This window comes from Tardiphaga sp. 215_C5_N2_1 (assembly GCF_052076055.1).
Classification (GTDB): domain Bacteria; phylum Pseudomonadota; class Alphaproteobacteria; order Rhizobiales; family Xanthobacteraceae; genus Tardiphaga; species Tardiphaga robiniae.
Genome location: NZ_CP197240.1, coordinates 3,991,047 through 4,010,996, shown reverse-complemented (window position 1 = coordinate 4,010,996; position 19,950 = coordinate 3,991,047). Strand labels below are relative to the sequence as shown.

The following is a 19,950-nucleotide window of genomic DNA, read 5'->3' as shown; positions in this document are numbered from 1 at the left end:
GATCTTCCAAGCGATCTCCGTCAAGGGCCAGGGATGTGACCATTATCGATTTCGGCAGGGCCATCCCATCGTCGCAGGGGCGCGGCTGGCAGCAATGGCCCGGCCATGAAGACTTTTCGCTGCAGTTCTTGCGCGTGCTGCGCGCGGCGCAGGAAGGCGGAAGTACCGTTTCGGAATGTTTCCTGGCGGCGGAGCGCATCAATCCGCGCGATGACGAGAGCTGGTATCGCGAATGGCACAGCGCGGCTGATATCAACCGTGAGCGCGCCGCGGAGGCGCTGGCCAGCGGCCGCATCCCGACGGCGCTGAGCAACTGGCTGCGCGCAGCCAACTACTATCGCACCGCTCAGGTCATGCTCGCTTGTAGCGATCCGCGGCAAGGCGCAGCCATCGCCTTGATGCAGGATTGCGCCCGACTTTACGTGCAGCATGCAACGCCTGCCGGCGAGGTCGTCGAGATCCCGTGGCGGGACGGTGTGTTGCAGGGATACTTCGTTCCTGCGCCGCGCGCGACGCGGCCGCTGCCGGTCGTTCTCTGCGTCGTCGGGCAGGGCCACTACAAGGAAGAGCATCTGCACAGGGTGCCCAGCTACGCGCTGGAACGTGGTCTCTCGCTGTTGCTCGTCGATTTACCCGGTCAATCCTATAGCCAGGAGATGATCGGGTCGCCTTGTCGGTATGAGGTCGAAACGGCGATCAGCGGCTGGGTCGATTTCCTGGCCGACCGCAGCGATATCGATCAGGAGCGAATTGCGATCTTCGGAGACGGCCTCGGAGCTGCCTTTGCGACGCGCGGCGCCAATCTCGACGACCGCTTTGCAGCAGCTGTTTGCGATGCCGGAATCTGGGAGCTTCACGAGCGCGCGTTTATTGCCAGCCGCATTTCAGGCCGGGCTGGTCTGGGCTGTCCGAGTGAAATCGAGGGCTTCAACAGCAGCAGTGTCGCCGCCAATATCAAATGCCCGGTCCTGGTTGCGATGGGCGAGCGCGACTGGCTCGATGTCGATCACGTCACGGAATGTTGCCGCGTCATGAAACAAAACGGCCTCGACATCGAACTGAAGATCTTTCGCGCGTCGGAAACGGTGGCCCCGCCCGCCCAGATCGATATTCCGACAGTGGGCAACGAGTTCATCTTCGACTGGATTGTCGATCGCCTGCGCGCAGGGACGAAGTAGGGGCGCGGCTCGGTCGATTGACCGCCGCTCACCCGGCGACGTTCAGCTCTCGACTTCCAGCATCAGTGTCGCTTTTTCGAGGCGACTCTTGAGCCGGGACATGTGCTGTCCGATCTCCTTCAAGGCCTGCTCGTCGAAATCGCTGAGAATGAAATCTCCGAGCGACTCCCTGCGGGTTGATAGTGCGGAGATCTTCTTGCTGGCCTTGTCGGACAGCGACATCAGTACGACGCGGGCATCCTCGCGGGACGCGACGCGCCGCATGAAGCCATTCTTCTCGAGCATCTTGGATTGGGTAGTGACGAAGGAGGGGTCGACGTGGAGCATGGCGGAGACGTCTTTGACCGGCACACCGTTGCCGCGATCGAGGTCGCTGACGGCCATCAGGATCATCCATTGCGGTCCGCTGATGCCGAGCTCCTTGGCCCAGAACTGGCGGATTCCCTCAAGATGGACGTTGATCGAGGCGATGTCCCAGATGAACTGTCGGATGATCTCCTGATTCTGGCCGGTCACCCAAATTGAAAGCTCATTTTCGTTCCAGCCCGCAGATCCCCCACGCATAGTCACCACTGCCCCGCCGGCCATTCCATCGTCCCATACTTCCCAGAATTCTATAATTGTATCAGTGAATTGTGACGTGCAAACCACGATTTCGTGTGTTGCCGGGAAACCACACTGCATCGCGATAAAGTTACCTGAGTTCATAAAGTATTTTGCTTCTAAGAATTGCGCAGGCATTCTCAGTTCCGGCGATGGGGAAACCCTCGATCGTCCCGTTGAAGTAGTTCGCTTGAGTGCCTCGCGTTATGCGGGTGTTTCCGAAAGCGCGAAGTGCTCTAGCGGTTAGTTTGGGGACTTGGGGGACTAAATCTTCGGGCGCACGCGCCTGGCAGATCCGGAACCTTCCCTTTTGGACAACTTGGAGGTTTAACATGACGATGATTAAGAGCCTTATCCTCGGCTCGGCGGCGGGTCTGATCGCCATCGGCGGAGCTCAGGCAGCCGATCTTCCGGTGAAGGCCAAGGCAGTGGAATACGTGAAGATCTGCTCGCTCTACGGCGCAGGCTTCTACTACATCCCGGGCACCGATACCTGCATCAAGATCGGCGGCGCGATCCGTTTGGACGTTGCGTTCAACGGCAGCACCTACGACGTGCCGTTCTGGCAGGGTGGTGCCGGTGGCAACAATCTCTGGACCAAGAACTATTTCTCGACCCGTGAACGCGTCAACTTGACGACGGACACCCGCACCGCGACCGAATACGGCGTGGTTCGTACCTACGCGAACATCCAGTTCGACTTCCTCCAGGATCGTGAATCGATCGCTGGTGGTTACACCGAAGTCGACTACGCTTTCATCCAGTTCGCCGGCTTCACCTTCGGTAAGGCCGTCTCGCAGTTCGATCCGCAGTGGGCGCTCGCCAAGCCGTACATCTCGTCGGGCTTCAACGCTGGTTCGAACAACGCGACCGGTATCCCGCAGCTGGCCTACACCGCTTCGTTCGGTAACGGCGTGTCGGGCACGATCTCGATCGAAAACGCATCGGCCTACCGCAACGCCGGTCTCTGGAATACCAACGCGTTCATCGTTGGTCCGGGCGCTGCCTCGTTCACCGGTGCGTTCTACGGCACGAACTCGAACACCTTCCTGGGTAACTCCTACGGCGGCAACCACATTCCTGATATCGTTGGCAACATCCGCCTCGATCAGGCTTGGGGCACCCTGCACTTCGCTGCTGCGATGCATGCTGCAACCCCGGGCTTCTACGGCGCGAACGAAGCAACCGGCCATGCTGACGACAAGTATGGCTTCGCTGTGAGCGGCGCGGTCGAGTTCAAGAACCTGCCCACCGGCGCAGGCGACAGCTTGAAGATCGAAGCGTCGTACGGCAAGGGCGCTGCCAAGTACGTCTTCGGCGGCACGACCGACACCTCGGGTGGTGGCCGTTACGCCAAGGTTGATGGCAACAGCCTCGGCTTCGGCTATGTTCTGGACGGCGTGTACACCACCGGCGGTCAGATCATCCAGAGTTCCGCTTGGGAAGTTAGCGCTTTCTACGAGCATTACTGGAACCCGGCTTGGCGTACGTCGCTGTTCGGCAACTATAGCCACATCTCGTACGGCTCCGGCAACGACCTGATGATGGCCGCCTTCCAGGGCCTGACCACCGGTGGTCCGGGTACCAACTCGTCGCAGACGGTTGCTGCTACTCGTGCAGGCGTGTTCGCTGGCACGGGTAACTTCGACCTGGGCCTCGCCCAGATCGGTACCCGTACGGCCTGGACCCCGGTTCAGAACCTGACCCTGTCGGCTCAGTTCACCTATAGCCGCCTGGATCAGAACCTGAACGGCACCTACACTGTGACGAGCATGTCGGGTAAGCCAGCCGGCACCGTGCTCAACACGGCTGACCAGAACCTGTACAACGGTTCGGTGCAGATCCTGCGCTCGTTCTAATATCGACTGCTTCACGGCAATCGCTATCTGAAACAAAGACCCCCGGCAGAAAACTGCCGGGGGTTTTTGCTTGATGAACCTTAACTGTGCTCGACGAACGCGGCAGCCTCACCATCGGGCCAGTCCTCTGCTTCTCACGGTGGTTGCGCTGGAGCGCCGCTTCACCAACACCAGCCGAGCGCGCCTGCGCCTTACCCTCTCTTTCTTTGACTGATATGTGTCTGTACCCTTCGATCCACGTTGCTCGACTGTTTCTGATGGAATCGTTTGGCCTTTACCGACGAAGGTGATGGCACTACTTAAGGTTCGGGCTGCCTGTCGTGGCAGGTGAGAATGCTTGAGGGGCGATGGCTCAATCGGATACGGGGAAACATTTCTTTTTCGCAGCGTTGGATCAACTTGATGCGAAGAACTTTGCGGAGGCCGAGCGGCTGTTCCGCGCCACACTTGAGGTGGTCCCGAACCACCTCTCCTCGCTTAATAATCTCTCGATTGCGCAGCTCGAGCAGGACAAATTCTCCGACGCAGCGGCAACGGCTCGGATAATTCTCGGCCTGGACCGGAACAATCTGGCCGCCCTCACGATGCTGTCGACCTGCGAACTGCACGACGGGCGTGCTGCCGATGCCCTTGCAGCATGCCGGGCGATCGTGGCGATTGATCCGCGGAATGTTGAAGCCCATCACAAGATTGGGCTGATTAAGACAAGCGAAGGCGCATTCACCGAAGCACTCGCGGCTTTCGATAAGGTGCTGGAGATCCAGCCCGGCGCTGCCGAGACCTGGCTGCGGCGCGGACATCTCGCGACGGAACTGGCGCGCTATGGCGATGCCCTCACGTCCTACGATAGCCATCTTGAACTCGTGCCGGATTCGATACCGGCCATGCTCGGCCGCGGCTATGTCCTCAGCGTAGGTGCGCGTTTCGGCGAGGCGCTCGATGCCTTCGACCGTGTGGTTGCGCTGGATGCTGGCCACGCCCCCGCGTGGCTCGGCCGCGGCCATGTTCTCGTGTCGCTGGATCGCCTCCCGGAGGCGGCGGCATCCTATGAAAAGGCCGTTTCGCTGGACGGCAGCGCGGTCGAAGCGTGGATCGCACTAGGCGATGTGATGAACCGACATCATGATTTCCACGCAGCGTTACGCGCCTTTGATGCAGTGATCGCACTGGCGCCGAAGGCCGGTGCGGCGCGCCGCGGCCGCGCTGTCGCGCTGTTTCGTCTCGGTCGCCACGCTGAGGCCGAAGCGGAGTTCCGATCGGCGCTGACGCTTGTGCCCGGCGATAGTAACCTGTGGATCAGCTTCGGCAATCTGCTGACCTCATTGTCACGCTTCGACGACGCGCTTGCTGCGTATGGCGAGGCAAGAAAGATCGATCCTATGCATCCGGGCGCATGGCTTTGCCGGGCGAATGTGCTGGGCCTCGTCAAGCGCTATGACGAAGCGCTCGACTGCTACCGAGAGGCACTGCGTCTCAAACCCGATGATATCGATGTATTCGACAGCCGTGCAAACATGTTCCTGCAGATGAAGCGTTTCGAGGATGCGCTGTCAGACTACGACACCGCCTATCGCTTGCGTCCGGACGCCTTCCATATCGAAGGTGAACGTTTGCATGCTCAACTGCATATCGCCGACTGGACCGATGTCGAGGTGCGACTTGCCGGTCTGGAGGCTGCTATTCGCGATGGCAGGGAGCTATCGACGCCATTCGTTTCTCTTGGCTTGCTGCCGTCGGGCGAACTGCACAAGCGGCATGCGTCGCTATGGGCTGAGCGCCTGCCACGCGCGTCGACCGAACCATTGTGGAACGGCGAACGCTACAAACATGCGAAGATCCGACTCGCTTATGCATCCGCCGATTTTCACGAGCATGCGACCTCGCAACTGATGGCTGGCCTGTTCGAGCGACACGATCGGTCGAGATTTGAGCTTCTGGCAGTCTCGTTCGGTCCAGACGATCGGTCGGCCATGCGGAAGCGCATCCTCGCCCCCTTCGATCGCGTGATCGATGTGCGCGACCGTACCAACCCGGAGGTGGCGCAGGACATCAGGTCCGCCGAAGTCGACATTCTGGTCGATTTGAAAGGCTATACGGAAGACAGCCGTCCCGGCATTTTCCTTCACCGGCCCGCGCCGATACAGGTGAGCTATCTCGGTTATCCCGGAACGCTCAGCCTGGATGTGATGGATTACATCCTGGCCGACAAAATCGTCATTCCCGAAAGTGCTCACGGACATTACACGGAGAAAATTGCCTATCTCCCGCACAGCTATCAATCCAATGACGAGAAAAAAGTCATTGGCGCGCGCCATTTAAGTCGGACGGGAGTTGGTCTGCCGGAGGACGGTACCGTATTCTGCTGTTTCAACAGTATTTACAAGATTTTGCCCGATGTCTTCGACTGCTGGATGGCTATCCTCAAGCGTACTCCGAGCAGTGTACTGTGGCTGCTCCGGCCAGATGCGATAGCCGAACGGAACCTGAAGCGCGAGGCCGCAGCGCGCGGCATCGATCCGGTGCGACTGGTCTTCGCAGCGCGCGTTCCTCTGGCGGATCATCTCGCCCGGCATGGTCTCGCCGATTTGTTTCTGGATACCCTCCCTTACAATGCGCACACCACTTCCAGCGATGCGCTCTGGGCCGGCCTCCCAGTGCTGACGCAGCGGGGAGAGACCTTCGCGGGTCGGGTATCCGCCAGCCTGTTACAGGCGGTGGGCCTCGCCGAACTCGTTGCCAACGATCGTCAGAGCTATAAAGATCTCGCGGTGCTGCTGGCCACCGATTCCGCCCGCCTGAATGGCATCAAGGCCAAACTAGCGGCCAACCGCCTCGCCAGTCCGCTATTCGATAGCGTTCGCTTCACCCGTGATCTTGAGGGGCTGTACGAACAGATGTATCGCCGCCACCTCCACGGCCTGCCGCCCGACCATATTGAGGCCGGCGGCTGTTAGGACCATTGATAGATAGTAAGATAGGCGGGCAATGTAGTTGCGCAGCTCCGGGCGTTCTCGACGCCGCCGAGACGGGTGTCTATACCGGATGGCGTGGCCCCGGCCACGCAAGCGGCAAAGCCAGAAGTCCGAACAACCATGGCGTCTCCAGCTGAACTGTTTCAAAGCGCATTCGCTGCCTTCCAGCAGGGCCGCCTCCAGGAGGCCGAGCGCGGATTCAGCAAGTTCTTGCGCAAAGACCCGAAGCATTTCCCGGCGCTGAATATTCTCGCTATCGTCCTGGTCGCGCTGAAGCGCCATGCCGAGGCCGAGCCGTATCTGAAAGCGGCCCTGCGCATCAATGCGACATCGGATGCCACGTTCTACAACTACGGACTGGTGCTGAAGGCGCTGAACCGGCCGGACGAGGCATTGCAGCGTTTTACGGAAGCGCTGGCGCTCAATCCCGGCAATGCCGAAACGCTGAATAATCGTGGCACGGTTCTGAACGATCTGCGCGACTATCCCGCCGCGCTGGCGGATTTCGATCGCGCGCTGGTGCTCCACCCGCGCTATGCCGCAGCATTCTTCAACAAGAGCAAGTCGCTGGCCGAGTTGAAGCGCTATGACGAGGCGCTTGCAGCCTGCGAGTCGGCACTCGCCTTGCAGCCCGATCTGGCAGAAGCTTGGTTTGGTCGCGGCTACATCTTTGGCCAGATGCGGATGCCGGCAGAAGCGGTGGAGGCCTATGGCCGCGCACGCCAGTTCAATCCGGACATGCCGCTGCTGAAAGGCAACCTGCTGCATCAGAAGATGCTGGTCTGCGACTGGCATGACGCGAATGCGCTGATTGCGGAGATCGAGGCTGATCTCATAGCCGGCAAACTGGCCGCCGAGCCGTTTGGCTGGCAAGGCGTGGCCACTTCGGAACGCAGCCTGCAGCGCTGCGCCGAACTGACCAACGCCTCGCGTTTTCCCATGCAAACTCCACCGCTGCGTGTTTCCCCGACCGGGCCGAATGCAAAAATTCGCGTCGGCTATCTGTCCGGTGAATTTCGACAGCAGGCGACCTCGCTGCTGCTGGTCGGTGTGCTGGAGCAGCACGACAAATGCGCGTTCGAGATTTTCGCCATCGACAACGGGTATGACGACGGCAGCGACATCAGGCGACGCATCGCTGGCGCCGTGGATGGGATCGTCGATATCTCCACACTGAACGATCCGCAGGCGGTGGACGCCATTCGTGCGCAGCGCATCGACATCCTCGTCAATCTCAACGGCTATTTCGGCGAGCAGCGCACCGGCGTATTCGCGCGCAGGGCCGCGCCGGTGCAGGTCAATTATCTCGGCTTTCCCGGTACGCTCGGCGCGGGTTTCATGGATTACATCCTCGCCGATCAGCACGTTCTGCCGCCCGAGCACCGGCAATTCTTTAGCGAGAAGGTGGCTTGGCTGCCGAATTGCTATCAGGCCAATGACGATCGCCGGGAGATATCGACGCGTGCATTCACACGTGCCGAGGTCGGCTTGCCCGCGCAGGGCTTCGTGTTCTGTTGCTTCAACAATGCCTACAAGATCACGCCCGATGTCTTCGATAGCTGGACGCGGATTCTCTCAGCCGTTGACGGTAGCGTTCTCTGGTTGCTGGAGGACAGCGCTGCGGCTGTGGCGAATCTGCGCCGCGAAGCAGAATTGCGGGGCATCGACCCCGCGCGTCTGGTCTTTGCCGCGCGCATGCTGCCGGCCGAGCACCTGGCGCGACATCGTTGTGCGGATCTATTTCTCGATACGTTGCCGTACAATGCGCATACCACAGCGAGCGACGCATTATGGGCGGGATTGCCGTTGCTGACGTGTCGTGGAGAAACCTTTGCAGGGCGCGTTGCCGCGAGTCTTTTGCAGAATCTGGGTGTGCCGGAGTTGATTGCGGCGAAGCGAGATGACTATGAGCGTATGGCGATCGAGCTGGCGGAAAATCCCGAGCGGTTGTCGTCGATCCGGGAGAAATTATCGGCCAATCGTCTGAACATGCCGGCCTTCGACACCCGGCGTCTGGCGCGTGATATCGAAACCGCATTTCACAGGATGTCCGAACGTGCCCGGGCAAGCCTCGCGCCGGGCCATATAACAGTCCCCGTTCACGATAGCGGCCAATAATATATTTGATTGAGCAAATCAGGTATTGCGCTCAACATTCTGGCTCATGTAATATTTTCGTGCGCAGCCGGCAAATTTTTTGACGGCCCTAGGTCTTCAAGGAGACTCGCGCACTCTGCTGTAAATCTCCGAAACCACCGGCAATGCCCTGCCGGTGGTTTTTCGGCTTTTTTGGGCCAATTTCGAGTGGCCCGGCTGGTATTCCATGATTATTGCTAACGCGGAAAGGGCGCGGGAACTGTGTCATGGCGGCGCGCCCTTGAATCAGTCCAACCCCCTCTGAAAACGACAGAATTGCTGCCGACCAGATCGGCAGCATGAGATGGAATCTGTCGCAGAGGCGTCCGAATTATGACCTGTTGCCCATCGTTGCATATCAGGACTGACGAGCTATCTGACCGAAATTGCTAGAGATTTCTTGCTTTTTGAGCAAGTTGTGGCTAAAAGCCGCTCATCGTGGAGAGTATGAATAATGGCGCATAACTACGCAATTAATGAGGACGTTCACCACCAGCTGCAAGGGCCGCAGGGCCGTTCCACCATCAAGGAACGCAGCATCTACACCATCACCTCTCGCCTTCCGATCGAAGCCGATGGTCGCCCGCGTTACCGGATCAAGAGCAAGTCCGAGAACATCGAGCGTGTCGTGACCGAAGAGCAGATCAGCCGCCTGGGTTAATCTCGGATCAGCCTTCTTGCTGATCGTACTTGCCGTTTGCTGTCGTCGCCGGGGCCTTGGACCCCGCGACGAAGCAGACCGCCCCAAAGACCCCAACCAGATTCTATCTTGAAGCGGGAAGCTTGGCCGGGGCTGATCTCTACTCGTCCTGCTGCGATGGTTGCGGCAAAGCGGCTTCGCACCATATGCTTTGCCCCGAGGGCGGGCACCGAAGGCCACACACGCGATCGTCGCGCCGCACCTCGGCAAAAATGATGTGGTCGGAGCGGGGCGTCCCTTGATCGAAAAACTTGAACTGCTGTTGTCGCTGGCGAAGGAACGGCATTTCGGCCGTGCCGCCGAAGCATGCGGCGTCACCCAGCCCACCATGTCGACCAGCCTCAAGCAGCTCGAGGATATGCTCGGCGTGATGCTGGTGCAGCGCGGCTCGCGCTTCCAGGGGTTTACGCCGGAAGGCGAACGCGCGCTCGATTGGGCACGCCGCATCGTCGGCGATGCTCGCGCGATGAAGCAGGAAATCAACGGTCTCAAGGACAGTCTGTCCGGCGAGATCCGCATCGCTGCGATTCCCACGGTGCTCGGCATGGTCGCCTCGCTGACGACGCCGTTTCGTGCGCGGCATCCCGATGTACGCTTTAAAATCATGTCCTGCACTTCGGCGGCGGTGCTGGGCCTCCTGGAAAATCTTGAGGTCGATGCGGGGCTGACCTACATCGAAAATGAACCGCTGGGCAAAGTCCGCTCGATCCCGCTCTACAAGGAAAGCTACCGGCTGCTGACCTCGCCGGACGGCCTGTTCGGTGATCGCAAGGAAGTCACCTGGAGCGAAGTCGGCCAAGTGCCGCTGTGTCTCCTGACACCCGACATGCAGAATCGCCGCATCATCGATCGTGCCCTGAAATCGGTGGGCGCCGAAGCGATGCCGATGCTGACGTCGAACTCTATCATCGTGCTCTATACCCATGTGAAGACCGGCCGTTGGGCCAGCGTGATGCCGGCCAAGCTGGCGGAGACGCTGGGTCTGACCGCCAATGACTCGGTCCGTATGATCCCGATCGTCGATCCTGTGGTGAATTACGGCGTCGGCCTCGTGGTGCCCCAGCGCGATCCCATGACCCCGCTGGTGGCGACTCTGGTCCAGATCGCCCGGGAGGTTGCGCCGTCGCTGGAGGCGTAAGACCTTCGTTTCGGACGCTGTAATTGCTGCGCTGCAACCAAGCTAACCATTTCAAATTCATCGATTTCGCCGGGTGTCGATACCGTTTCCGTATCGCAGCATGAGACAGCTTTATTGATCTTTGGATCGATTCCAATTTTGATTGGTTCTCCAGTCATAAGATCAATTGAGTACCGGGATGAACGCAGCCTACGAGCCGAATGCTTATGAGCCTTGGAGTGCCGACCGAGGCACCGAGATCATCGAGAGCCTGTCCCATGTGGAAGGCGGCGTGATCGTGATTCTGCATGCGATGCAGGAAGCCTTTGGTTATGTGCCAGAGGCGGCAATCCCGATGATCGCGCTGGCGCGTAACCTGTCGCGCGCCGAGGTCCATGGCGTGTTCACCTTCTATCACGACTTCCGGCATGAACCGGCTGGCAAACATGTGCTGAAGATCTGCCGGGCCGAGGCTTGCCAGGCGGCCGGTGGCGACGCGCTGGCTGCGCGCGCGGAAGCGAAGTTGGGAGTAAAATTCGGAAACACGACGGCGGATCAGCGTGTTACGTTGGAGCCGATCTATTGCCTCGGGCTCTGCGCCACGGCGCCATCGGCGATGCTCGATGGCCGTCTGGTTGGCCGCCTCGATGAGAAGCGCATCGATGCGCTGGTCGCGGAGGCACAGCGATGACATCGTCTGATAAAACTCTGAAGATCTACATTCCGCGCGATGCGGCCGCCGTTTCCGTCGGCGCCGATGAACTCGTCAGTGCCTTTGAAGCGGAGGCTCAAAAGCGCAAGCTTGCAATCGAGATTATTCGCCCCGGTTCGCGCGGATTGCTGTGGCTGGAGCCGATGATCGAAGTCGCGACGCCGGAAGGCCGTGTCGCCTTCGGGCCGGTCGAAGAGAAAGACGTTGCGTCGGTGCTCGATGCGATGGTCGCAAACGGCCCTCACGCGCTGCGTCTTGGTGTCGCGGAGGAGATTCCGTGGCTCAAGAAGCAGACGCGTCTGACCTTTGTGCGCTGCGGCGTCGTCGATCCCCGGTCGGTCGAGGATTACATCGCGCATGATGGCTACAGGGGCCTCGCGCGCGCGCTGACGCTGGATAGCGCCGGCATCATTGCCGACGTCACCACATCCGGCCTGCGTGGCCGCGGCGGCGCCGGCTTCCCGACCGGCATCAAGTGGAAGACCGTTGCCGATACCAAAGCCGATCGCAAATTCATCGTCTGCAATGCGGACGAGGGCGACAGCGGCACCTTCGCCGACCGCATGATCATGGAAGGCGATCCCTTCGTGGTGATCGAAGGCATGACCATTGCCGGCATCGCGGTGGGCGCCACCAAGGGCTACATCTATATCCGTTCGGAATATCCGCATGCCGTCGAGGCGATGAATGAGGGTATCGCTGCCGCCAAGCGCGCCGGTTATCTCGGCGACAAGATTCGCGGCTCGGCGCATACATTCGATCTCGAAGTCCGCGTCGGCGCCGGCGCTTATGTCTGCGGCGAGGAGACTTCGCTGCTGGAGAGTCTCGAAGGTCGCCGTGGCATCGTCCGCGCCAAGCCGCCGCTGCCGGCCCATAAAGGCCTGTTCGGTAAGCCGACGGTCATCAACAACGTGCTCTCGTTTGCGGCGATACCGTTCATTCTCGACAACGGCGCAAAGGCCTATGCGGATTACGGCATGGGCCGCTCGCGCGGCACGATGCCGATCCAGCTCGCGGGTAACGTCAAGTTCGGCGGCCTCTTCGAAGTCGCTTTCGGCATCACGCTGGGTGAGTTGATCGACGATATCGGCGGCGGCACGTTTACCGGCAAGCCGGTTCGCGCAGTGCAGGTCGGCGGCCCGCTCGGTGCCTACTTCCCGCGCGAATTGTTCGACACGCCGTTCGACTACGAGGCTTTCGCCAAGCGCGACGGCCTGATCGGCCATGGCGGCATCGTGGTGTTCGACGACACCGTCGATATGTCTAAGCAGGCGCGCTTTGCGATGGAATTCTGCGCCATCGAATCCTGCGGCAAATGCACGCCATGCCGCATCGGCTCCACCCGCGGCGTCGAGACCATCGACAAGATTCGCCGCGGTGAACGCGTCGCCGAGAACATCGCCGTGCTGCAGGACCTCAGCAACACCATGAAGTTCGGCTCGCTCTGCGCGCTGGGCGGCTTCACGCCGTATCCGGTGATGAGCGCATTGAAACATTTCCCTGATGATTTCGGCCCGGTGCCCACGCGCCTTCAGGCCGCAGAGTAAAGGAGCAGCACATGTCGCTCGTTCACGAAATCGATTTTGGTACGCCGCGCTCGAAGTCCGAAAAGATGGTCACGCTGACCATCGACGGGCAAAGCGTCTCGGTGCCCGAGGGCACCTCCATCATGCGCGCCGCCATGGAGATGGGCACGCAGATTCCGAAACTCTGCGCCACCGACATGGTGGATGCCTTCGGCTCCTGTCGTCTCTGTCTGGTCGAGATCGAAGGCCGCGCGGGCACGCCGGCCTCCTGCACCACGCCGGCCATGGAAGGCCTCGTGGTTCATACCCAGAATGCGCGGCTCGCGGCGCTGCGCAAGGGCGTGATGGAGCTCTATATCTCCGACCATCCGCTCGACTGTCTCACCTGCGCCGCCAATGGTGATTGCGAATTGCAGGATATGGCCGGTGCCGTCGGCTTGCGCGACGTGCGTTACGGTTATGACGGCGAGAACCATGTCTTCGCCAAGACCGGTCCGAAGCACAATCACAATTCGCCGGAAGCCTGCGAAAACGATCACTGGATGGCGAAGGACGAGTCGAATCCGTACTTCACCTATGACCCCTCCAAGTGCATCGTCTGCTCGCGCTGCGTTCGCGCCTGTGAAGAAGTTCAGGGCACTTTCGCGCTGACGATCTCCGGCCGCGGTTTCGAGAGCCGGGTCTCGCCGGGCATGAGCGAGAGCTTCCTGGGTTCGGAATGCGTGTCCTGCGGCGCCTGCGTGCAGGCCTGCCCGACCGCGACGCTGACCGAGAAGGCCGTGATCGAGATCGGCCAGCCTGAGCACTCCGCTGTGACCACCTGCGCCTATTGCGGCGTCGGCTGTACCTTCAAGGCGGAAATGCGCGGCGAGGAATTGGTGCGCATGGTGCCGTACAAGGACGGCAAGGCCAATCGAGGCCATTCCTGCGTCAAGGGCCGCTTCGCTTGGGGCTATGCGAACCACAAAGAGCGCATCCTCAATCCGATGATCCGGGAGAAGATCACCGATCCATGGCAGGAAGTGTCATGGGATGAGGCCTTCAATTTCGCGGCCAAGAAGTTCAAGGGCATCCAGGCCAAACACGGCAAAGATTCCATCGGCGGCATCACCTCGTCGCGCTGCACTAATGAAGAAGTATTCGTGGTGCAGAAGCTGATCCGCGCCGGCTTCGGCAACAACAATGTCGATACCTGCGCTCGCGTCTGCCATTCGCCGACCGGCTACGGCCTGTCCTCGACCTTCGGCACCTCGGCCGGCACGCAGGATTTCGACTCGGTGGAAGACACCGACGTCGTGATGATCATTGGTGCGAACCCGACCGATGGCCATCCGGTGTTCGCGTCGCGCCTGAAGAAGCGTTTGCGCGCCGGAGCCAAGCTGATCGTGGTCGATCCGCGCCAAACCGATATCGTGCGCTCGGCCCATATCGAGGCACAGCACCATCTGCCCCTGATGCCCGGCACCAATGTCGCCGTGCTCACCGCGCTGGCGCATGTCATCGTCACCGAAGGCCTCGCCGACGAGACCTTCATCCGCGAGCGCTGTGACTGGAGCGAGTTCGAAGACTGGGCGGCCTTCGTCGCGCAGCCGAACCACAGCCCCGAAGCCACCGCCATCATGACCGGCGTAGATCCGAAGGAGCTGCGCGCCGCCGCCCGTTTGTTCGCCACCGGTGGCAACGGTGCGATCTATTACGGTCTCGGCGTCACCGAGCACAGTCAGGGTTCGACCACCGTAATCGCGATCGCGAACCTCGCGATGGCGACCGGCAATATCGGCCGTCCCGGCGTCGGCGTGAATCCGCTGCGCGGCCAGAACAACGTGCAGGGCTCCTGCGACATGGGCTCGTTCCCGCACGAGCTGCCGGGCTACCGCCACATCTCGGGCGATGCGGTGCGCGAGCAGTTCGAAGCGATGTGGAACGTCAAGCTCAACAGTGAGCCGGGCCTGCGCATTCCCAACATGTTCGATGCCGCCACCGAAGGCACTTTCATGGGCCTCTACGTGCAGGGCGAAGACATCCTGCAGTCCGACCCCAACACCAAGCATGTGGTCGCGGCGCTGTCGGCGATGGAATGCGTCATCGTCCACGACCTGTTCCTGAACGAGACCGCCAACTACGCCCACGTGTTCTTCCCGGGCTCCACCTTCCTGGAGAAGAACGGCACTTTCACCAATGCCGAACGTCGCATTCAGCGCGTCCGCAAGGTGATGTCGCCGAAAAATGGTCTTGAGGATTGGGAAGTGACCTTGGGATTCGCCAAGGCACTCGGCTATGAGATGTCCTACAATCACCCCTCGGAGATCATGGACGAAATCGCGGCGCTGACGCCGACTTTCGCCGGCGTCTCCTATGCGAAGCTGGAGGAGGTTGGTTCGGTGCAGTGGCCGTGTAACGAGAAGCAGCCTCTGGGCACGCCGATCATGCATATGGATGGCTTCGTACGCGGCAAGGGCAAGTTCATGCTCACCGAATACATCGCCACCGACGAGCGTACCGGCCCCCGTTTTCCGCTGCTGCTCACCACCGGCCGTATTCTCAGCCAGTACAATGTCGGCGCGCAGACACGGCGCACCGAGAATGTGGTCTGGCATGAAGAGGATCGTCTGGAGCTGCATCCGCATGACGCCGAACTGCGCGGCATCCGCGACGGCGACTGGGTGAAGCTGCAGAGCCGCGCCGGCGAGACGACGTTGCGCGCGCTGCTAACCGAGCGTATGGCGCCGGGCGTGGTCTATACAACCTTCCATCACCCGACCACGCAGGCCAACGTCATCACCACCGAGTTCTCGGACTGGGCCACCAACTGCCCGGAATACAAGGTGACCGCGGTGCAGATCTCGCCCTCGAACGGTCCGTCCGAGTGGCAGAAGGAATATGACGAGCAGGCTCGCCAGTCGCGCCGGATCGCCATGCCCGTCGTGGAAGCCGCGGAGTAGGTCTGGAAACCAAAGATGTACGAGCCGGTTCGCTCAGTCCCCCGCAAGATCTGGCGCCAGTCCGGCGTCAGCGAGGGGCTGCGCGCGGTGCCGGAAGAGACCGCGTTGGCGATCACCTATAATGGCGGCACCTATGCCGTCATGATGGGGACGCCGCAGGACTATCGCGACTTCGCCTACGGCTTCAGTCTGAGCGAGGGCGTGGTCACCTCGATCAACGAGATCGAGAGTTTCGAGGCCGTTGAATTCGACGATGGCGTCGAGCTGCGCATGTGGCTCGCAGGCGAGAAGGCCGAGAGCATCAGCGCGCGGCGCCGGCAGATCGCCGGACCGACGGGCTGCGGTCTGTGCGGCATCGACTCGATTTCTGAAGCCGTTAAGCCGGCGGCCATCGTAGCGCCCGGCGGCGTGTTCTCCTTCGAGCAGATCATGGCGGCGATGGAGACGCTGTCGCCGCTGCAGAAGGTCAACATCCAGACCCGCGCCGTGCACGCCGCGGCGTTCTGGACTCCGGCCGACGGCATCGTCGCGTTGCGTGAGGATGTCGGCCGTCACAATGCGCTCGACAAGCTGGCCGGCGCGCTGGCGCAGGCCAAGGTCGATGCAGGGCAGGGCATGGTCCTGCTCACCAGCCGCGTCTCCGTCGAGATGGTGCAAAAGACGGCTGCCATCGGCGCGCCGCTCATGGTGTCGGTCTCGGCCCCCACCGCACTGGCCATCCGCATGGCGGAAGCCGCAGGCATTACGTTGGCCGCGATCGCGCGCAGCGACGGGTTCGAAGTTTTCACACATCAGCACCGCGTGCGTCAGCACGGCGCCACCGCGGATGCATCAGGGCAAGAGCATGGACACCCACACATCGACGTCGCCTGACCGGCTGATCTATATGGCCAACCAGATCGGCGACTTCTTCAACAGCCAGGGCCACGATCACGCCGTGGCCGGCATTGCCGAGCACATCAAGAAGTTCTGGGATCCGCGCATGCGGAAGAAGATCTTCGAACATCTGGATGCGGGCGGCGCCGGGCTGAAGCCGAACGTCCTTGAGGCGATCGCGTCGCTGAAAAAGTAGGACCAACCCGCACTCGTCATTCCGGGGCGCGGGCGCGTCTTCGTAGACGCGAACCGGGAATCTGGACATGGCATGGCACTGTCGGAGACTCCCATGCTGAGATTCCGGGTTCGCGATCGCCAAGTGGCGCTCGCGCCCCTGAATGACGGTTAGGGTGCCGCGACGAAACCTAACCCGCTTCCTGCGGCGTCTGCGGTTTCAGCGCCAGCGCATGTACCGTTCCCGCAAGTTCCGCCGCCAGCAGTTCGTTGATCATGCGATGGCGGTCGATCCGGCTCTTCCCTTCGAAGGCCTCCGACACAATATTGACCCTGAAGTGGGTTTCACCCTCCGGGCGGTGGCCCATGTGACCGGCATGCAGATGCGATTCATCTGAAACGTCGAGGCTGAGGGGCGCGAAAGCCTCTGTCAGCTTCTTTGTGATGTTATCTTTCATGGTCATGATGGCCGGCTTAGCGGTTTGCCCCGCTCATGGTCAATCACGATGTGGCGACCATATTGGTGCGGCGCAGGGCGCCGAATGAGGTAATCGGAATGTCAAGACTTGAAGCTTTTTGCATTGCGTTGTCATAGTCAGCCATGCCCATCGACTCATCCAAATTCTTCGACAGCATCCGTATCAAGCCGAACAAGCTGAGCGCGAAGCAGCAGGCCGCTGCGCGCGAAGAAGCTATTATGTGCGAGTGGCCCGAGTGCAAGAACAAGGGTCCGCATCGCGCGCCCAAGGGCCGCGCGCAGGACAAGGAATACTGGCACTTCTGCCTGAACCATGTCCGCGAATACAATCAGGGCTACAACTTCTTCCAGGGTATGGCCCCGGACGCGGTCGCCAAGTACCAGAAGGATGCACTGACCGGCCATCGTCCGACCTGGAAGATGGGCGCCAACGGCTCTGCGGACAAAACCAAGGCCGGGCAGCCCGACCTCGACGGCGCGATCGATCCGTTTGCCATGTTCAACGAGATGAACGGCATGGGTATGGGGCGCGGCCGGGCCCGCAAGCCGCAGCAGCCGATCAAGGAAGAAACCCGCAAGATCTTCAATGCCGAGCGCAAGGCGCTGCAGGTTATGGGTCTGGGCCCCAGTGCGACGCTGGACGACGTCAAGGCGCAGTACAAGGCGCTGGTGAAGCAGCATCACCCCGACGCCAATGGCGGCGACCGCTCCACCGAGGACCGGTTGATCGAAATCATCAAGGCTTACAACTACTTGAAGACTGTGGTCCGGGGCTCCTGAGGCGCTCCGAGATTGTCCACGCCCTTGCCAATGTTCGTCGTGTCCGGCCAGCGCGAAGCGAGCTTCGCTGGATGTGCCGGGGCATCCACGTCTTTGGCGGCGAGTGAACAAAGAGGTAGGTGGCCGAGAGCGCTGCCAAACTATTAAGCATAACCCACCGCCGCCTGCTTAATTCGCCTTCCCGCCAGATACCGCCGCAATTCCGCCCGGCCTGAGATCTTCAATCTATGTTGACCATCGCCGGAACGGAACCTGCTGCTCACGGCCAGTTGCCTTGCGAGCAAGGGGCCTTAAGGCTAATATTTGCGTACGAATAAGGGCTCATTTGTCTTTATTCCTTGGGGTGTCGACGTCCCGTCGGCTGCGGAGCTTGGCTTTGAAACATCGCTCGCTTGTTCGCGCGCTGCTGACGTCGGTCGTACTTGCGACAGGCGTGGTGCTGGCCGGCTGCAACGGCGAAGACATGTCGCTCGCCAGTAACGCAAAGGCCAACCAGCCCGTCCCACCCAAGCTCGTCGCCGAGATGACTGAAAAGGACATGGACCTGCAGTCGCCGATGCTGGTCCGTGTGTTCAAGCAGGAAGCCGAACTCGAAGTCTGGAAGCAGAATCGCTCCGGCCAGTTTGCGCTGCTGAAGACCTATCCGATCTGCCGCTGGTCCGGCGATCTCGGCCCGAAGGTCAAGGAAGGCGATCGCCAGGCACCGGAAGGTTTCTATTCGATCACGCCGGCGCAGATGAATCCGCGCTCGTCCTACTATCTCTCCTTCAATACCGGTTTCCCCAACGCCTTTGACAAGTCGCTGGGACGCACCGGTTCGCAGCTGATGGTGCACGGCGATTGCTCGTCGCGGGGCTGTTTCGCCATGACCGACGAACAGATCGCCGAGATCTATTCGCTGGGCCGTGAATCCTTCTTCGGCGGACAGCGCTCGTTCCAGTTCGCGGCGTTTCCGTTCAAGATGACGCCGGTCAACATGGCCAAGCATCGCAACAACCCGAACATGCCGTTCTGGAAGATGATCAAGCAGGGCTATGATCATTTCGAAGTGACGCGGCAGGAGCCGAAGGTTGAGTTCTGCGAGAACAAGTATGTGTTCGATCCGGCCGCACCTGCGGGATCGACCAAGCCGCTGGTGTTCAATGCCTCGGCCAAGTGCCCGGTCTACCAGATTCCGTCCGAGATCGCCGATGCCGTCAGCGCCAAGCAGGCGCAGGATGATGCGAAGATTGCCGAACTGGTTGCCAAGGGCACGCCAGTCGCGCAGCGCCGTCCCGATATCGACGGCGGCATGAACCGCGTCTTCGCCTCCAAGTTGCCCGATGGCGCCACCGGCCTGTCGGATCCGGAGCCGCCGGGCGTGCAGACCGCCGCCTATTCGCGCGCACCCGGCACGATCCCGCCGCACGTCAATCCGCCGAAGGCCAATGCTGCGGCCTCGACGTCCTATTCGGCCTCGCTGTTCGCAGCATCGGAAGAACCCGTCGTCGCCGCGCCCTCCACGCGTGTCGCGTCGGCCTCGTCGGATGGTGGCTTCTTCAGCAATCTCGCCAAGAAGGTCGGCATCGGCGGCTCGGAAACGACCGCCACCGCAACTACGGCGCCAGCGGCTCCCGTGCCGACACCGGCCGCGAAGCCGAAGGCCGTCGCCAGCAAGGCCGGTCCGTCGGCTGCTCCTGCGACGCCTGCTTCTGTAGCTGCAGCGAAGCCGGCCGCCGCACCCGCACCGCTCGTGGCCACCGCGCGCGCGCCGCTCAAGCCGACGCTGTCGGCCGAACCATCCACGCCAGCCTCCGGCGGCGGCACCGGCACAGCCGCGCTGTCAGGCGCAGCCCCGGTCGTGTCCGCGAATTCGTTCACGGACCGCTTCTCGGCGATGCGCTAGGCGCGTCGCTCT

General features: G+C 61.1%; 15 protein-coding genes. 13 read left to right on the top strand and 2 right to left on the bottom strand.

Features of this window, described 5'->3' with window-relative positions; translation table 11 throughout:
* Positions 1 to 35: 35 nt before the first annotated feature.
* Entirely contained in the window at positions 36 to 1,178 is a 1,143-nt protein-coding gene (locus AB7828_RS19050; protein WP_441230891.1) for an alpha/beta hydrolase family protein, read from the top strand.
* A gap of 42 nt (positions 1,179 to 1,220) precedes the next feature.
* Here the strand turns inward: AB7828_RS19050 and AB7828_RS19045 are convergent, their stop codons facing one another.
* The gene (locus AB7828_RS19045) at positions 1,221 to 1,919 is read right to left on the bottom strand and encodes a MarR family winged helix-turn-helix transcriptional regulator (protein ID WP_441230890.1); all 699 of its coding nucleotides are present in this window, start codon (positions 1,917 to 1,919) and stop codon (positions 1,221 to 1,223) included.
* Between the two features lie 194 nt (positions 1,920 to 2,113).
* Here AB7828_RS19045 and AB7828_RS19040 point away from each other — a divergent pair, with 194 nt between their 5' ends.
* From AB7828_RS19040 to AB7828_RS18995, 10 genes are all read left to right on the top strand, one after another.
* Positions 2,114 to 3,640 carry a porin gene (locus tag AB7828_RS19040; RefSeq protein WP_441230889.1) on the top strand — a complete coding sequence of 509 codons (1,527 nt, stop codon included), beginning with the start codon at positions 2,114 to 2,116 and terminating at the stop codon, positions 3,638 to 3,640.
* Positions 3,641 to 3,987: 347 nt separating this feature from the next.
* Complete coding sequence (locus tag AB7828_RS19035) at positions 3,988 to 6,594, top strand: O-linked N-acetylglucosamine transferase family protein (protein WP_441230888.1); 2,607 nt, start codon at positions 3,988 to 3,990, stop codon at positions 6,592 to 6,594.
* A 138-nt stretch (positions 6,595 to 6,732) separates the two neighbouring features.
* The gene (locus AB7828_RS19030) at positions 6,733 to 8,730 is read left to right on the top strand and encodes an O-linked N-acetylglucosamine transferase, SPINDLY family protein (protein ID WP_441230887.1); all 1,998 of its coding nucleotides are present in this window, start codon (positions 6,733 to 6,735) and stop codon (positions 8,728 to 8,730) included.
* Between the two features lie 472 nt (positions 8,731 to 9,202).
* Positions 9,203 to 9,409: a hypothetical protein gene (locus AB7828_RS19025; RefSeq protein ID WP_068729538.1), complete on the top strand. Its 207-nt coding sequence runs from the start codon at positions 9,203 to 9,205 to the stop codon at positions 9,407 to 9,409.
* 277 nt (positions 9,410 to 9,686) lie between these two features.
* Positions 9,687 to 10,586 carry a LysR family transcriptional regulator gene (locus AB7828_RS19020; protein ID WP_120287415.1) on the top strand — a complete coding sequence of 300 codons (900 nt, stop codon included), beginning with the start codon at positions 9,687 to 9,689 and terminating at the stop codon, positions 10,584 to 10,586.
* Positions 10,587 to 10,764: 178 nt separating this feature from the next.
* A complete protein-coding gene (locus tag AB7828_RS19015) occupies positions 10,765 to 11,256 on the top strand; it encodes a formate dehydrogenase subunit gamma (protein WP_089267785.1) in 492 nt (163 codons plus the stop codon).
* Positions 11,253 to 12,824 carry a formate dehydrogenase beta subunit gene (locus tag AB7828_RS19010; protein ID WP_441230886.1) on the top strand — a complete coding sequence of 524 codons (1,572 nt, stop codon included), beginning with the start codon at positions 11,253 to 11,255 and terminating at the stop codon, positions 12,822 to 12,824. The genes AB7828_RS19015 and AB7828_RS19010 overlap by 4 nt, the downstream gene beginning before the upstream one ends.
* 11 nt (positions 12,825 to 12,835) lie before the next feature.
* Positions 12,836 to 15,745 carry a formate dehydrogenase subunit alpha gene (gene fdhF / locus AB7828_RS19005; protein ID WP_120287413.1) on the top strand — a complete coding sequence of 970 codons (2,910 nt, stop codon included), beginning with the start codon at positions 12,836 to 12,838 and terminating at the stop codon, positions 15,743 to 15,745.
* A gap of 15 nt (positions 15,746 to 15,760) precedes the next feature.
* Positions 15,761 to 16,618 carry a formate dehydrogenase accessory sulfurtransferase FdhD gene (gene fdhD, locus AB7828_RS19000; RefSeq protein ID WP_441230885.1) on the top strand — a complete coding sequence of 286 codons (858 nt, stop codon included), beginning with the start codon at positions 15,761 to 15,763 and terminating at the stop codon, positions 16,616 to 16,618.
* Positions 16,590 to 16,817, top strand: a complete 228-nt coding sequence (locus tag AB7828_RS18995) for a formate dehydrogenase subunit delta (protein WP_068729526.1) — start codon at positions 16,590 to 16,592, stop codon at positions 16,815 to 16,817. Before fdhD ends, AB7828_RS18995 begins: the two co-directional genes overlap by 29 nt.
* A gap of 169 nt (positions 16,818 to 16,986) precedes the next feature.
* On the opposite strand, the gene AB7828_RS18990 is transcribed toward AB7828_RS18995, so the two are convergent.
* Positions 16,987 to 17,259 (bottom strand): BolA family protein, encoded by a 273-nt coding sequence (locus tag AB7828_RS18990; RefSeq protein WP_184512230.1) that lies wholly within the window; start codon positions 17,257 to 17,259, stop codon positions 16,987 to 16,989.
* Positions 17,260 to 17,396: 137 nt separating this feature from the next.
* On the opposite strand from AB7828_RS18990, the gene AB7828_RS18985 reads away from it, so the two are divergent.
* Both AB7828_RS18985 and AB7828_RS18980 read left to right on the top strand, forming a co-directional pair.
* Complete coding sequence (locus AB7828_RS18985) at positions 17,397 to 18,053, top strand: J domain-containing protein (protein WP_089267780.1); 657 nt, start codon at positions 17,397 to 17,399, stop codon at positions 18,051 to 18,053.
* Positions 18,054 to 18,429: 376 nt separating this feature from the next.
* A complete protein-coding gene (locus tag AB7828_RS18980) occupies positions 18,430 to 19,938 on the top strand; it encodes a L,D-transpeptidase family protein (protein ID WP_441230884.1) in 1,509 nt (502 codons plus the stop codon).
* Positions 19,939 to 19,950: the final 12 nt, after the last annotated feature.